The following is a 14,662-nucleotide window of genomic DNA, read 5'->3' as shown; positions in this document are numbered from 1 at the left end:
CTGCCGGCGATGGGGAGCGTGCGTCTGTGAACCGGGAAATTCCCGCGGAAAGCGCCAGAAATGGCGAAATTCCGAAGTTCCAAAAGCCACTCTTCGGAACGACGCCACCTTCCGCCCTGTCAGGTCTCGTTGTTCAGACCTTCCCTAAACGACCCTGCAACCTGGCCTAACATTCCTCAGCCTGTTGTCGACTTTTCTGCCGGAATGGGTGACACCGTAAGTTTCGGTGCGACAAATGTAATCAGGGACTGGGCTGGGACTAACGATCAGGTGGACAAATGTTCTACCAGCTACAGCGTTGGTGAAGTGGCCGGAGTAGCCAATTCAATAGTGTTGGGTGGCGCCGCCGGTTGGCGCTCTGCTGGAAAAAAAGCAGGAACAGAGTTCTCGCACTGGATACCAAATAGAGTTGGTGGTCCGCGATCTCTTTGGAACGGGAATTATGTGTCAACGCGTGTGCATGCGCTCTCTGATCCATATCGCTACAGGTTTATGCCAAGGATTTGGAAAGCAGAAAATCCGATGCCCAGCAGGGCGACACAGCAATGGATGAGACTGCCTGACGTTTACAAAGGGCTGCTTTCAGGTGCGGCATATGGTTCCGCAAGTGAAAGCTTAGGCGACGAATAAATTAGTAGGAATTTATGAACTCTTTTTTTGATAGAATTTTTAAAACTAAAATAAAAAATCCAAATATTTCACGGATTGACCGTTTAGTTCTTGATTCGATAGGAGGGGAGTTACCTATCCCTGAAAGAGAGCTATGGAATTTGCAAATTTCTAAAATAAATAAAGTGCAACGACTGCCGCACGGCGTGGAAGTCAATTTTTACCGGATGTCCAAAGGAAAGCCAACTTTTGATGCTGCAATTGCTTTCAAAAATAAAACGGAAGAACTTATGGTTGCGAGCCTGGTTATTAAATCTTGCAATCAAGAGCTGACCGCCAAGGTGTGGTGTGTCAGAGGATTTATTTTCTCAATTGAGTACGAGGCTGCTCCTGCATTTCTTGATGAGAATTTAGGTTCCGGCCAAGGGGTGGACGATGTCAGGATAACCCTTCACGCTGATCTGAGCGCGTCGATAAATTAATGTCCACGGTCTCCGAATAAAAAATCTCAGATGCGTTGGATTACGAATTAACGTGGAGCAGCAAGTGACGGCGCTAATTTTGCTCCTTAGTTCGATTCAATTGATCTTGAGTAGCAACGCCGCCTGAAGTACAAAAACTGCAGGACGCCATTACGTCTATCCCTGGTATTACCGATGCAGCGGTGGACAACATGGATCTTTCTGAGGTCACGGAAAGCGACTTCAGTCTTCTTCCGTATGCCGACCTGCCGCTCGGCGCGTTGAAGCGCACAAAGGGAGGCTTGGCCAACGAGCTTGCCATCTCCGTCAACTTTGGTATCACGCGCGATCCGAAAGGCCTCAAGGCACTCGAGTTCCTTTCCTGGTGGGTACGCGATTCGGCGCGAGCGGGCGAGCCGATGCAGATCAGGAGCGTTGCGCTTCCACCCATCGGCGATCAGTTTGGTACGTCACTTCGGTTTTGCATCGATTATTTTTACGCTGATTCTGAGCAGGATATCGGCAAGCTACTGTCCAAGGTAGGGAAGTTGGCCGTTGAGCTCAACAGCGCGAAGGGCTTATATCCCCAGGTCGTTGCATCCTGATAATGCATTCACGCCAAACCTGCCGCCGCGGATGCCTCGCGCAGCTGCTGACGCAGCGGGCAAGCGGGATTGCCGAGCGTCACCGCACAGACAGGGCTGCCTGTTACCGGCCTTGCCCTGATCTCAAGCTAAGCTGAAGACGTTCGCTTTTCCGGTCCCCGTGTCGTACGCCACCAATGCCTCCTGGAAGGCATCAGCGCTGCTAACGAGGTCACCGTCACTGCTCCAGATGGCAGACCGACCCGCTCCTATGAAGGTATCGGCAGGGCCTACACAGTTCGCCATCAAGACAGTCATGGAATGTGTTTTTGCAATGGTCGGATAATGACTGTAGGCCGATGTCACGCCTCTTTCCGACTTGGCCACGCTTGCCAGATACACGCCAGCACCTGACGCTGCAGCTTGTTCTGCATGGTTTGCCTGCAGTGACTCGTAGCAAATGGCAGGCGCCAGCAGCTGATCAGCGTGTCTGAGAACAAGCTGCTCGGTACCGGCGGTGAAGAACGGTAACTCGTCAGGGTGTAACTGCTGCTTGGAGTAGCTTGTGCGCTCCAGCCCCGGTTGGAAGCAGAGCATGCTGATTTCGGTACCTTTTGCCCCCTTCGTGGGCGCGCCAACGGCGATGAGCATGCCGTGCCGGTCACTTGCCAGCTGAAATTGATCAAAGCGCTGATCAGCCAGCTGCACCGCCAGCACCTGCGCCAATCCGGGTTCGTAACCAGTGAGGGAAAGCTCGGGAAAGACCAGCACATCCGCACCCTTGCTCGCCGCCAGGCGAATGACATCGAGGTGCTTACTGATGTTCTCTTCGACTTGGCCAGGCGTCGAAAGGATTTGCGCAGCTGTCAGCTTCATTGCCTGTCTCGTGTCCGTGCATCGGAATTGAGCGTAGCGGATTCCGAAAGGCAGGTAACCAGAGTGCGCTTGAAGGCCAGCATATGCTGCTCAAACGCTCGCACTTTCGAAAGCGAGACGTCTTGCCAGGACGCCTATCTTCAGCGGGTCAGGAGGATAGGTTGACCGGCTGGTTACCGATCTTCTCCAGCGTGACTGGTTATAAATCAGGGTGCGCCGCACCGAAACAGGCACTCAGTTGTTGAGCACCGAGGTTGTCCACACCTGGTCGTAGTCGGCATTGTGTGCCTTGGTGAATCCGTTGGCATCGCTGCGTCCATCGTCGACTTTTTGGCCATCCTTGTAGATCACGTAATGGCGCCCGCCGGCAGCCTGGTCGCCGTGGTAATGCAGCTGCATCCGGTGCACCAGCCTGCTCTCTTCCGCTGCTGGCGTCGCCGGCTGCTGTTTGTGCGCCGTCCTCTGCAGGAACGCGGCGCATCGGGCCTAGGCTTGCGATTACTTCTTTCGGTACACCCCGCCGAAGGAAACGTTCATTCCGCCGCATTCCAGGTTGTCGTCGACCACCAGCAGGTCGCGCAGCAATTGCAGGCGCACCTTGCACGTGTTCTCGTTGACCTCGACGCGGTTGCCTTCTGGATAGCCGCGCGCGGTGACCGAGCCCGTGTGCGGGCCGCCCGGCGTCTGTTCCGGCTCGGGAAAGGCGCTGGGCCAGTACGCATCGCCGTTGACGGTGATGCTGCCGTCTGCGTTGGGGGGCAACTGCAGCGTGTTGTCGCCGTCGTGCCAGTGACCGTTCCACGCCTGTGGTGTGGGCGCGGCCGCGCTTGGCTGCATCCGCAGGTTGGACTGTGCAACCCAACCAGCACTGCCGCCTCCCTTGTTGGGGTAGAGCACGCAGACATATGCATTGCGACGCTGCGCCGTCAGGACAGTATCGTTCTTGAACACATAGGCGCGTCCCTGGCATGCGGCCTCGCCTCTTTTCCGGACAGCCATCGGTCTCCTTGAGCAGATACATGCGCGGCGGGATGACCTTCCCGAGTGAGAACGCCACCGGCGCGCTGGTGAACAACATTGCGGCAAGTGGGATCGTTGGTGGCAGGCGCTGCGTGGACCAGCGGTGAAATGCCTAACAAGGCAAGCATCCAAGCCTTGTGCATGGCAATGACTCCAAATGGGGGGCGGTAGTGTGCGGCAAGACGACCGCCCTTTCAGCAGGACCGTGTCACCACACGCCATGCGCACCACAGCCGCGCTTGTTTGATTTTCGTCAATTCCACCGACACATGAAATTCGCAGTGGGGGTGTTTGACTGCATGGGTCAAGAATCGTTGCGGAGTCGCGCATGAGTGCAGTCACGGGTGGCAGGGTCGGTCGGGCAGCGTGCCGGCAAGCGTCAATACGGCAAGGTTCGGTACGTAGGGATGGTGGTGCGGCGTGCGGTGAGCAAAGGCTCGCAAGACTGCCACGTGGTACGCGTCCGCTGGCTTCCCACGTGACGGTGCGCATGCGCGCCGTTGCCTGTTGAGGGGGCGCCATGCGCATCTGTGTTCTCAATGAAGCACTGAAGGACGCAACCGGGCTGGAGCAGCGCTGCGTGGCGGTGCGTGAGGCTGGCTGCGATTACGTGGTGATGGCGGCACCCTTCGAGCGCGATGCCGAAGGCCGTCTGATCGAGCCCGCGGCCGGCGCCCAGACGCAGGCGCAGCGCCTGCAAGAGGTCGTGCAGGCGGCGCACCGCGCGGGCGTGAAGCTGTTGATCGATGTGCGCCTGGACGAAGTAGGCGGCGCCAGCGCGGTGGTGCGCGATAACCCGCAGTGGTTCCGCGCGCGCAGCACCGCGGTCCCGGATCCGCGTCAGCCGCGTGCTACGCCGGAAGTGGCCGAAGCACGCTTTGCCTATGCACAAGAAGGCGCGGCGCTGGTGGAGTGGTGGAGTGCGCGCCTGTTGGAGTGGGTGAGCCAGGGCGTTGGTGGCTTTCGTCTGTTGCAGCCGCACCAGGTACCAGTACAGCGCTGGCGCGAGTTGATCGCGCGCGTGCACGCGCAGGCGCCGGAGGTGGTGTTTGCGGCATGGACGCCGGGCCTGGGGCTGGACGCATTGCAGCAGCTGGCCGGTGCCGGGTTCGATGCGGCGTTTTCCTCGCTCGTCTGGTGGGATGGTCGCGGCAGCTGGTTCTTCGACGAAGACAGCGCGCTGCGCGCGTTGGCCGCGCAGGTCGTTGCGGTGCTGGATGCGCCCGATGACAAGCGCGCCGCGGCGCCCGAGCAGCACTGGCAACTGGCGCTGGCATTGGGCGGGTCATGGCTGTTGGACGATGCGCACCTGGCAACGTTGCCATCGTCGATCCGCGCCACCGACGGCCTGCCAACCAGCAACGCAGGCATGCGGTTGCGCCCGCTGCTGCGCGAGGCGACCGGGCTCACCGCGGTGGCGATCGAGCCGCTGGGCGGCTTGCCCTCCCTGTTATTGATCAATGGCGACACCCAGCACGTGGTGCCGGTGCCGGCCTCAGACCTGTTGCGGCTGCTCGGCGATGCCGAGGCCTTGGTGGCCGAAGATGGCCGCACGTTGTCCGGGGCCACGCTGGAGGCGCTGGAGCCTGGCGAGGTGCGCGTGTATCGCAGCGTGCCGGCGCGCCATGTGCTGGCAGTGCCGCGCATGCGCCCGCGCGCGCAGACGGCCGGTACCTGGCCGCGCGTGTGCATCGAGTCGGTGACGCCGTCGGTGGATAACGGCCGTTTCCCGGTCAAGCGCACGGTGGGCGACCGCATTTGCGTGGAGGCCGACGCGTTCTGCGATGGGCATGACCGCATCGCGGTGGCGGTGCTGTGGCGTCCGGCCGACGCCAAGGCCTGGGCCAGTGCGCCAATGCGTGCGTTGGGCAACGACCGCTGGCGCGCCGAGTTCCCGTTGGAACGTATCGGCACCTACGAATTTCGCGTGGAAGCCTGGCGCGACGTCTTCGCCACCTTGCATGCGGATCTGGAAAAAAAACGGGCTGCCAATACGGTGTTGCCGGTGGATGTGCAGGAGGCGGTTGCGGCAGTGCAGGCCGCACAGGCGCGCAGCGACGGTGCGCTGGCCGAGCGCCTGCAGGCAGTGCTGACCCGCATCGGCGCGCAGAGCGAACCCTTGCAGCAGCTGGCCATCGTGCTGGAGCCGGACACCGCGCAAGCGATGGCGCTGGCCGACGATAAGCCGTTCCGCTCGGAATATCCGGTCACCTTCCGGGTCGAATCCGAGCGCCGCGCGGCGCATTTCGCCAGTTGGTACGAACTGTTTCCGCGCTCGCAAAGCGGCGATGCGAGCCGGCATGGCACATTCGACGACGTCATCAAGCGCTTGCCGCACATCCGCGCGATGAATTTCGACGTGCTGTACATGCCGCCAATCCATCCGATCGGCCTGAACAACCGCAAGGGCCGCAATAACTCGGTCACGGCGGTGGAAGGCGAGCCCGGCAGCCCGTATGCGATCGGCGCGACCGATGGTGGGCATACCGAAGTCCATGCCGAACTCGGTGGGTTGGAAGGCTTTCGCCGGCTGATCCAGGCCGCGCGCGCGCAGGGTCTGGAAGTGGCGCTGGATTTTGCCATCCAATGCGCCCCGGACCACCCCTGGTTGAAGGAGCACAAGGATTGGTTCACCTGGCGCGCGGATGGCTCGATCCCGTACGCAGAGAACCCGCCCAAGAAGTACCAGGACATCGTCAACGTCGATTTCTATGCCAGCGGCGCGGTGCCGGACCTGTGGAATACGCTGCGCGACGCGGTGCTGTTCTGGGTCAACGAAGGCGTCACGCTGTTCCGTGTCGACAATCCGCACACCAAGCCGTTCCCGTTCTGGGAGTGGTTGATTGCCGATGTGCGCGGCCGGCGCCCGGATGTGGTGTTCCTTTCGGAAGCCTTTACCCGGCCGAAGATGATGTACCGCCTGGCCAAGTGCGGCTTCTCGCAGTCCTACACCTATTTCACCTGGCGCAACCACAAGCACGAGCTGCAGGCGTACGTGGAAGAGTTGAACGATGGCGTGCCGCGCGAGTGCTTTCGCCCGCATTTCTTCGTCAATACGCCCGACATCAACCCGCTGTTCCTGCAGACCAGCGGGCGCAACGGACATCTGATCCGCGCCGCGCTGGCGACCACGCTGTCGGGTTTATGGGGCATGTACCAGGGCTTCGAGCTCTGCGAAGCCACACCGCTGGCGCCTGGCAAGGAAGAGTATCTGGACTCGGAAAAATTCCAGCTGCGCGCCTGGCCCGAACGCGCGCCCGGCGACATCGTCGAGGAGATCACCCGCTTCAACCAACTGCGTCGCATGCATCCGGAACTGCAATCGCACCTGGGCACGCGCTTCTATCAGGCGCATAACGACCAGGTGCTGTACTACGGCAAGTTTCTGGATGGCGGCTACCTGTCGCGCAGCCGCAGCATGGTGCTGGTGGCGATCAACCTGGACCCGCATGCCGGGCAGGACGCCGATATCGAAATCCCGTTGTGGGAACTGGGCCTGCCAGATCACGCCAGCGTTGCCGTGGACGACCTGTGGGACGGGCATCGCTTCGCGTGGCATGGCAAATACCAACACATCCGTCTAGAGGCAACGCGACCGTTCGCGTTATGGCGCATCCGCGCAGGAGAGGTCGCATGAATGCAGTGGCATCGTTACAAGCCGACGCAGAGCAGTCGGCCGTGGTTGCCGACCAGCGCTGGTACAAGGACGCGATCATCTACCAGGTGCACGTCAAGTCGTTCTTCGACTCCAACGACGATGGCATCGGCGATTTTCCGGGGCTGATCTCCAAGCTGGATTACATCGCCGAACTCGGCGTGGACACCATCTGGTTGCTGCCGTTCTATCCCAGCCCGCGCCGCGATGACGGCTACGACATCGCCGAGTACATGGCGGTGCATCCGGATTACGGCAGCATCGAAGACTTCGAGCAATTGGTGGCGCAGGCGCATGCGCGCGGTATCCGCATCGTCACCGAGCTGGTGATCAACCACACCTCCGATCAGCATCCCTGGTTTCAGCGCGCACGCAACGCGCCGGCCGGCTCGCCGGAGCGCGACTTCTACGTGTGGTCGGACACCGACCAGGAATACGAAGGCACGCGCATCATCTTCTGCGATACCGAGAAATCCAACTGGACCTGGGATCCGGTGGCCGGGCAATACTTCTGGCACCGCTTCTACTCGCACCAGCCGGACCTGAATTTCGATAACCCGGCGGTGCTGGAAGCGGTGCTGGAGGTGATGCGTTTCTGGCTGGATCGCGGTGTGGATGGCCTGCGCCTGGACGCGGTGCCGTACCTGATCGAGCGCGCCGGCACCTCTAACGAAAACCTGCCCGAAACCCACGCCATCCTGCGCAAGATCCGTGCCACCCTGGATGCCGAATACCCGGACCGCATGCTGCTGGCAGAAGCCAACATGTGGCCGGAAGACACCCAGCAATACTTCGGCCAGAACGCCGACGAATGCCACATGGCGTTCCACTTCCCGCTGATGCCGCGCATGTACATGGCGATCGCGCGCGAAGACCGCTTCCCCATCACCGACATCATGCGCCAGACCCCGGAGATTCCGGAGAGCTGCCAGTGGGCGATCTTCCTGCGCAACCACGACGAGTTGACGCTGGAAATGGTCACCGATTCGGAGCGCGATTATCTGTGGCAGACCTACGCGGCCGATCGCCGGGCGCGTATCAACCTGGGCATCCGCCGCCGCCTGGCGCCGCTGCTGGAGCGCGACCGTCGCCGCATCGAACTGATGACTTCGTTGCTGCTGACCATGCCCGGCACGCCGGTGCTGTACTACGGCGACGAAATCGGCATGGGCGACAACATCCATCTGGGCGACCGCGACGGCGTGCGCACGCCGATGCAGTGGTCGATCGATCGCAACGGCGGTTTCTCGCGCGCCGACCCGGCGCAGCTGGTGCTGCCGCCGGTGATGGACCCGCTGTACGGTTTCCAGGCGGTGAATGTGGAAGCGCAGATCCGCGACCAGCATTCGCTGCTGACCTGGACCCGCCGCGTGCTCAGCGTGCGCAAGCGCTACCAGGCCTTCGGCCGCGGCAGCTTGCGCTTCCTGTACCCGGGCAACCGACGCATGCTCGCCTACTTGCGCTGCTATCAGGATGAAACCGTGTTGTGCGTGGCCAACCTCTCGCACACGTTGCAGGCGGTGGAGCTGGATCTGTCCGAGTTCGAAGGTCGCGTGCCGGTGGACATCATCGGCGGCGGCAGCTTCCCGCCGATCGGCCGGTTGACCTATCTGCTCACGGTGCCGCCGTTCGGTTTCTATGCCTTCCAATTGGTCAGCGAAGGCACGTTGCCGGATTGGCATGTCCCCAGCCCGGTGCCGCTGCCGGATTACCGCACGCTGGTGCTGCGCAGCGATGCCGACGAAAGCGCTGCACTGCTGCCGCATCTGCCCACCCTGGAAGACGAAATCCTGCCGGCGTGGCTGTCGGCACGGCGTTGGTTCTCGGCCAAGGACCAGGCGCTGCGCAGCGTGCGCATCGCGCGCCGTACGCCGCTGCCAGGCGATGAGCCGATGACCCTGCTGGAACTGGAGGTAGAGCTGGAAGACGGCCGCCACGAGCGCTACATGCTGCCGGTGGGCATCGTGTGGGAGCGCGAGCAGCCGAGCACGCTGGCCGAGCAGCTGGCGCTGGCGCGCGTGCGCCAAGGCCGCGAGGTCGGCTATCTCACCGACGCGTTTGCGCTCAAGCCCATGGTGCGCGGTGTGATCGATGCGCTGGGCAGCCATGCAGCGCTGGACTTCTGCGATGGCGACGATGCCTCCCAACAGGGGCAGGTCTGCTTCGAAGCCACCCCGGCACTGGCAACGCTGGACATCCCGCAAGATCCGGAAATCCGCTGGTTGTCGGCCGAACAGAGCAACAGCTCGCTGGTGGTCGCCGACAAGGCCGTGTTCAAGCTGCTGCGGCATGTGGCCGTGGGCGCCAACCCGGAGATCGAGATCGGCCGCCGCCTGACCGAGATGGGCTATGCCAATGCCGCGCCACTGCTGGGCAGCGTCAGCCGGATCGACGGGCAGGGCACCGTCACCACCATCGCGTTGTTGCAGGGCTTCATCCGCAACCAGGGCGATGCCTGGCGCTGGACGTTGGACCATCTGGCGCGCAGCTTCGACGAATACGCCACTGCGCAGACCGACGAAGCGCGCGCCGAAGCGGTCGCCGGCTACGACGCCTTCGCCGCCGTGGTGGGCAAACGGTTGGCCGAATTGCACGAAGCGCTGTCACGCGGCACCGACGATGCCGACTTCGCGCCGCAACGCATCGACCTGCCCACCGCCAACGATGTGGTGGCCGGCGTGGGGCGCCAGGTCGAAGAGATGTGGGAGACCGTCAACGCACGCCTGGCCGGCATCGAAGACAGTGCCGAGCGCGAAGCGCTGGAGGCGGTGCTGGCCGAGCGCCCGCAGCTGGACGCCTTGCTCGCCAGGGCGCCGAGCGTGCTGGCCGATTCCTTGCTCACGCGCGTGCACGGCGATTTTCACCTGGGCCAGATCCTGGTGGCCTTCGACGATGTGGTGCTGATCGACTTCGAGGGCGAGCCGGCCAAGCCGCTGGCCGAACGCCGCGCCAAGGCCAGCCCGCTGCGCGATGTTGCCGGCTTCCTGCGCTCGCTCGATTACGCCAGCGAAGTGTCGGCACGTGGCGAGGAAGGCACCGTCGCCCGCGCGGGTGTTGGTGTGGACACCCATCTGGACCAATTCCTGGTGCAATTCCGCCGCCGCTCCACACAGGCCTTCCTGGACGCTTACCATGCCGTGCTCGACGCCAGCGCCCATCCGTGGATTGCGCCGGCGGCGTTCAATGCAGCCACCTTGTTGTTCCTGGTGGAGAAGGCTTGCTACGAAGTGCGCTATGAAGCGGCCAATCGCCCAGGGTGGCTGATGGTGCCGATCGAAGGCTTGCGACGCATCCTGCAACGCGCACGTGCCGGTGCAGGAGACACATGATGAGTGGAGTAATGACAGCAGTGAGCAATCGATGGGATCCCGGCGCGGTACGCGCCCTGGCAGAGGCGCGCCATGGCGACGCGTTCGCGGTATTGGGCGCACACCCGTCCGACAACGGGCGCTTGTTGCGCACCTATCTACCCGGCGCCGACCGGGTCAGCGCGGTGCTCGACGATGGGCAGGTGGTGGCGCTGGACGCCGGCCCGGAACCGGGCCTGTTCGCCGGCGAGTTGCCGGCGCACGGTGGGTATCGCTTGCGCATCGGCTGGCCCGGTGGCGAGCAGGAGACCGCCGACCCGTACGCGTTCGGCCCGCAGCTCAGCGACTTCGACCTGCACCTGATCAGCGAGGGCCACCATCTGCAGCTGGCCGACGCGCTGGGTGCCAACGTGGTCGAGGTGGAGGGCGTACGCGGCACGCGCTTTGCCGTCTGGGCACCGAATGCCTCGCGCGTGGCGGTGGTGGGCGACTTCAACAGCTGGGACGCGCGCCGTCATCCGATGCGGCTGCGGCATCAGTCCGGCGTGTGGGAACTGTTCGTGCCCGACGTCGGCCCCGGCGCGCATTACAAGTACCAGCTGCGTGGTCCGCACGGGCACGAGTTGCCGGCCAAGGCCGACCCGGTGGCGCGCCGCGCGGAGCTTGCGCCGGGCACTGCGTCCATCGTGGCCGATCCCACGCCGCATCAGTGGAGCGACGACGGCTGGATGGCCACGCGTGCGCGTCGCCAGGCCCACGACGCGCCGATGAGCATCTACGAGATCCACGCCGGCTCCTGGTTGCGCGAAGCAGGGGTTGATCTGGATTGGGATGGGCTGGCCGATCGCCTGATTCCGTACGTGGCCGATATGGGCTTCACCCATGTCGAGTTGATGCCGGTAAGCGAGCATCCGTTCGGCGGCTCGTGGGGCTATCAACCGCTGGGGTTGTTCGCGCCCACCGCGCGCTTCGGCACGCCCGATGGTTTCGCGCGCTTTGTCGATCGTTGCCATCGCGAAGGCATCGGCGTGATCGTCGACTGGGTGCCGGCGCACTTTCCCACCGATGCGCACGGGCTGGCGCATTTCGACGGCACCGCGCTGTACGAGCATGCCGACCCGCGCGAAGGCTTCCATCGCGACTGGAACACGCTGATCTACAACCACGGCCGCCGTGAGGTGTCCGGGTTCCTGATCGCCAGTGCGATGGAATTTGTGCAGCGGTATCACGTCGACGGCCTGCGCGTGGATGCGGTGGCCTCGATGCTGTACCGCGATTACAGCCGCAACGCCGGCGAGTGGATACCCAACATCCACGGCGGGCGCGAGAACTACGAGACCATCGCGTTCCTGCGCCGGCTCAACGAGGTGGTGCGCGAGCACACGCCGGGTGCGGTGATGATTGCCGAGGAATCCACTGCGTTTCCCGGTGTCACCGCCGACGTGGCGCACGGCGGCCTGGGCTTCCACTACAAGTGGAACATGGGCTGGATGCACGACACCCTGCATTACGCCGGGCTGGATCCGATCTATCGCCGCTACCACCACGGTGAACTGACTTTCAGCATGGTCTATGCGTATTCGGAGCGCTTCGTGCTGCCGATCTCGCACGACGAAGTGGTGCACGGCAAGGGTTCGTTGCTGGGCCGCATGCCGGGCGACGATTGGCAACGCTTCGCCAACCTGCGCGCGTACCTGGGTTTCATGTTCACCCACCCGGGGCGCAAGTTGCTGTTCATGGGTTGCGAATTCGGCCAGCCGACCGAGTGGAATCACGACGCCGGGCTGCCATGGCATTTGCTCGACGACCCCCGCCATCGTGGGGTGCAGACGCTGGTGCGCGATTTGAACCGGCTGTATGTCCAATACCCGGCGCTCCACGTGCACGACGACGATCCGTCCGGCTTCGCCTGGGTGGTGGGCGACGATGCCGGCAACAGCGTGGTGGCGTTCCTGCGCAAGGGCAAACGCGGCGACGCACCGGTGCTGGTGGTGATCAACTTCACCCCGGTCGTGCAACACGGCTATCGCATCGGTGTGCCACAAGGCGGCCAGTGGCGCGAGGTGTTCAATAGCGACGCCGGCATCTACGGCGGTGCGAATCTGGGCAATGGCGGCAGCGTCACCGCCGAGCCGCAATCCATGCACGGGCACGCGCAATCGCTGCCGCTGGTGTTGCCACCGCTGGGCGCCATCGTGCTGACGCCGTATGGCTGATGCCCCCTGCGCTCCCCACCGGACTACTGGCCCGGTGGGAAGCGGCAGCTGCGTCATGCATCCCGCTGTCGTTGACAGGTGGGTCATGCACTGGCATCGCTTGCATTCATGCACTCCGACTAGACGGTGATGGCATTGATCTCTCCAGGCCGGGATCTGGCAGCAGATCATCCAGCAGCAGGTCATCTTGATGATCATGCGCAAACGCGGTGATGGCGAGACGGGCACCGGCACGCAGATCGGCGTGATCTCCGATACGCACGGCCTGCTTCGGCCCGAAGCGCTTGCCGCGCTCGAGGGCTGTACGCAGATCATCCATGCCGGCGATGTTGGCAAGCCGCAGGTGCTTGAGGCACTGCGGGCACTGGCACCGCTGCATGCCATCGCAGGCAATATCGACGACAAGCCGTGGGCCACCGGCTTACCGCAGACGCTGGATCTGCAGATCGATGGCGTGCGCATCCATGTGCTGCACGATCTGAAGACGCTGGCACCGCAGGTGCAGGCCGACGTCGTCATCAGCGGCCATTCGCACAAGCCGCTGGTGCACATGCACGATGGGGTGCTGTATCTCAATCCGGGCAGCGCCGGGCCGCGTCGTTTCAGTCTGCCGATCAGCGTGGCCACGCTATGGCTGGGCGATGGCGCGCCACGCGCGCAAGTGCGGCCACTAGCCCTGGGCTGAGTTCGCTGACTCGGCATGCACACCGGCGGGGCCATGCTCGTGGACCACGTTGTTGCAAGGAATTCCCATGAATACACGTCGCCAATTCCTTTCCGCCGCCGCCGGCACTGCGGCGTTGGCCGCTGCGCCGTTGATGGCGCAATCGTCGGCGCCCGGCAGCGTGATGCCCACGCGCGGGAAAACCGACGCGGGCGCATTGCCGACCAATCCGCTCGTCAAGGGCGGACGCTACAGGCCTCGCAGTCGCCTCGGCTTCGGTGGCGTGGCCATCGGTAATGGCTTTGCGCCTGCCACCGACGCACAGAGCGAGCAGACGCTGGCAGCGGTGTGGGAATCGGGGGTGCGGTATTTCGATACCTCGCCTTGGTACGGGCTGGGCCTGTCGGAGCGCCGCACCGGACATCATTTGCACAACCATCCGGCCGACGATTACGTGTTGTCGACCAAGGTCGGGCGCTTGCTCAGCGCGACCGACACGCCACCCAAGACGATGTGGCAGCAACCGTCGCCGTTCGACTATCGCTACGACTACAGCGCGTCCGGTGTGCGGCGCTCGATCGAAGACAGTCTGCAGCGTCTGGGTGTGTCGCAGATCGACATCGCATATATCCACGATCTCTCGCCAGAGAACGAAAAAGACCTGGGCATGCCGTGGGAGCAGCGGTTCGCCGAGGCGGTGAAGGGCGCGATGCCGGAGCTGACCAAGATGCGCAAGGAGGGCTTGATCAAGGCCTGGGGCTTTGGCGTCAATCGTCCCGAGCCGGCCTTGCGCGCAATCGAAGAAGCCGACCCCGACATCTTCCTGCTCGCCTGCCAGTACTCGCTGCTCGACCATGCGCAGGCCTTGCATGACACCTTTCCGAAGATCGCAAAGCACGGCGCCTCGGTTGTGGTCGGTGCGCCGCTGTTGGCTGGCTATCTGGCCGGGCGCGAGCGTTATCTCTACGACGGCACCATTCCGCCATGGGCGCCTGCCAAGCGGCAGAAGGCGTTGGCCATCTGCGACCGGCACGGTGTGGATCTGCGCACCGTCGCGCTGCAATTTGCTGCGGCCCCGCAGGTGGTGTCGGCCGTGATTCCCGGTGCGCGCACGGCCGAGCAGGCACGGGCCAATGCGACCTCGATGCGGGTGACGATTCCGTCGGCGGTCTGGGAAGCGCTCAAGCGCGAGGGCGTGATCGAGGCAGATGCGCCGGTGCCCGCTGCGCGTTGAGGGCCGGGCCGCGCGTAGCGCATGGTGTTTGCGCT

General features: G+C 63.3%; 9 protein-coding genes and 1 pseudogene. 7 read left to right on the top strand and 3 right to left on the bottom strand.

The annotated features are described in order from the left end of the window. Positions 1–644: 644 nt before the first annotated feature. Together J7367_RS07885 and J7367_RS07880 are read left to right on the top strand one after the other, a co-directional pair. Entirely contained in the window at positions 645–1,091 is a 447-nt protein-coding gene (locus tag J7367_RS07885) for a hypothetical protein (protein WP_139792819.1), read from the top strand. 191 nt (positions 1,092–1,282) lie between these two features. After that, the gene (locus tag J7367_RS07880; protein WP_211115790.1) at positions 1,283–1,675 is read left to right on the top strand and encodes a hypothetical protein; all 393 of its coding nucleotides are present in this window, start codon (positions 1,283–1,285) and stop codon (positions 1,673–1,675) included. A gap of 123 nt (positions 1,676–1,798) precedes the next feature. Here the strand turns inward: J7367_RS07880 and J7367_RS07875 are convergent, their stop codons facing one another. The 3 genes and pseudogenes from J7367_RS07875 to J7367_RS07865 all read right to left on the bottom strand — a co-directional run bounded on the left by J7367_RS07875 (position 1,799) and on the right by J7367_RS07865 (position 3,693). After that, complete coding sequence (locus tag J7367_RS07875) at positions 1,799–2,530, bottom strand: carbon-nitrogen hydrolase family protein (protein ID WP_057662813.1); 732 nt, start codon at positions 2,528–2,530, stop codon at positions 1,799–1,801. Between the two features lie 234 nt (positions 2,531–2,764). Then, a complete protein-coding gene (locus tag J7367_RS07870; protein ID WP_162045111.1) occupies positions 2,765–2,929 on the bottom strand; it encodes a hypothetical protein in 165 nt (54 codons plus the stop codon). A 99-nt stretch (positions 2,930–3,028) separates the two neighbouring features. Further along, positions 3,029–3,693, bottom strand: a pseudogene (locus tag J7367_RS07865) (hypothetical protein). Positions 3,694–4,070: 377 nt separating this feature from the next. Here J7367_RS07865 and J7367_RS07860 point away from each other — a divergent pair. The 5 genes from J7367_RS07860 to J7367_RS07840 all read left to right on the top strand — a co-directional run bounded on the left by J7367_RS07860 (position 4,071) and on the right by J7367_RS07840 (position 14,627). Beyond that, positions 4,071–7,187, top strand: coding sequence for a maltotransferase domain-containing protein (locus tag J7367_RS07860; protein ID WP_057662811.1), 3,117 nt, complete (start codon positions 4,071–4,073; stop codon positions 7,185–7,187). Then, a complete protein-coding gene (gene treS, locus J7367_RS07855) occupies positions 7,184–10,534 on the top strand; it encodes a maltose alpha-D-glucosyltransferase (RefSeq protein ID WP_057662808.1) in 3,351 nt (1,116 codons plus the stop codon). The genes J7367_RS07860 and treS overlap by 4 nt, the downstream gene beginning before the upstream one ends. 11 nt (positions 10,535–10,545) lie before the next feature. Continuing rightward, positions 10,546–12,729: a 1,4-alpha-glucan branching protein GlgB gene (glgB, locus tag J7367_RS07850; RefSeq protein ID WP_057662806.1), complete on the top strand. Its 2,184-nt coding sequence runs from the start codon at positions 10,546–10,548 to the stop codon at positions 12,727–12,729. A gap of 190 nt (positions 12,730–12,919) precedes the next feature. Then, the gene (locus J7367_RS07845) at positions 12,920–13,414 is read left to right on the top strand and encodes a metallophosphoesterase family protein (protein WP_057662804.1); all 495 of its coding nucleotides are present in this window, start codon (positions 12,920–12,922) and stop codon (positions 13,412–13,414) included. A gap of 67 nt (positions 13,415–13,481) precedes the next feature. After that, the gene (locus J7367_RS07840) at positions 13,482–14,627 is read left to right on the top strand and encodes an aldo/keto reductase (protein ID WP_057662800.1); all 1,146 of its coding nucleotides are present in this window, start codon (positions 13,482–13,484) and stop codon (positions 14,625–14,627) included. Positions 14,628–14,662 lie beyond the last annotated feature (35 nt).

The sequence above is a fragment of the Xanthomonas sp. D-36-1 genome (assembly GCF_017746155.1).
In the GTDB taxonomy this organism is placed as follows: domain Bacteria; phylum Pseudomonadota; class Gammaproteobacteria; order Xanthomonadales; family Xanthomonadaceae; genus Xanthomonas; species Xanthomonas cissicola.
This window is presented reverse-complemented; position numbering and strand designations above follow the sequence as displayed.

Bases quoted from the DNA above. Each gene is read 5' to 3' on its own strand.
- treS (WP_057662808.1), top strand. From the start codon at position 7,184: ATGAATGCAGTGGCATCGTTACAAGCCGACGCAGAGCAGTCGGCCGTG.
- J7367_RS07870 (WP_162045111.1), bottom strand. From the start codon at position 2,929: ATGCAGCTGCATTACCACGGCGACCAGGCTGCCGGCGGGCGCCATTAC.
- J7367_RS07845 (WP_057662804.1), top strand. From the start codon at position 12,920: ATGATCATGCGCAAACGCGGTGATGGCGAGACGGGCACCGGCACGCAG.
- J7367_RS07880 (WP_211115790.1), top strand. From the start codon at position 1,283: ATGGATCTTTCTGAGGTCACGGAAAGCGACTTCAGTCTTCTTCCGTAT.
- glgB (WP_057662806.1), top strand. From the start codon at position 10,546: ATGACAGCAGTGAGCAATCGATGGGATCCCGGCGCGGTACGCGCCCTG.
- J7367_RS07885 (WP_139792819.1), top strand. From the start codon at position 645: ATGAACTCTTTTTTTGATAGAATTTTTAAAACTAAAATAAAAAATCCA.
- J7367_RS07875 (WP_057662813.1), bottom strand. From the start codon at position 2,530: ATGAAGCTGACAGCTGCGCAAATCCTTTCGACGCCTGGCCAAGTCGAA.
- J7367_RS07860 (WP_057662811.1), top strand. From the start codon at position 4,071: ATGCGCATCTGTGTTCTCAATGAAGCACTGAAGGACGCAACCGGGCTG.
- J7367_RS07840 (WP_057662800.1), top strand. From the start codon at position 13,482: ATGAATACACGTCGCCAATTCCTTTCCGCCGCCGCCGGCACTGCGGCG.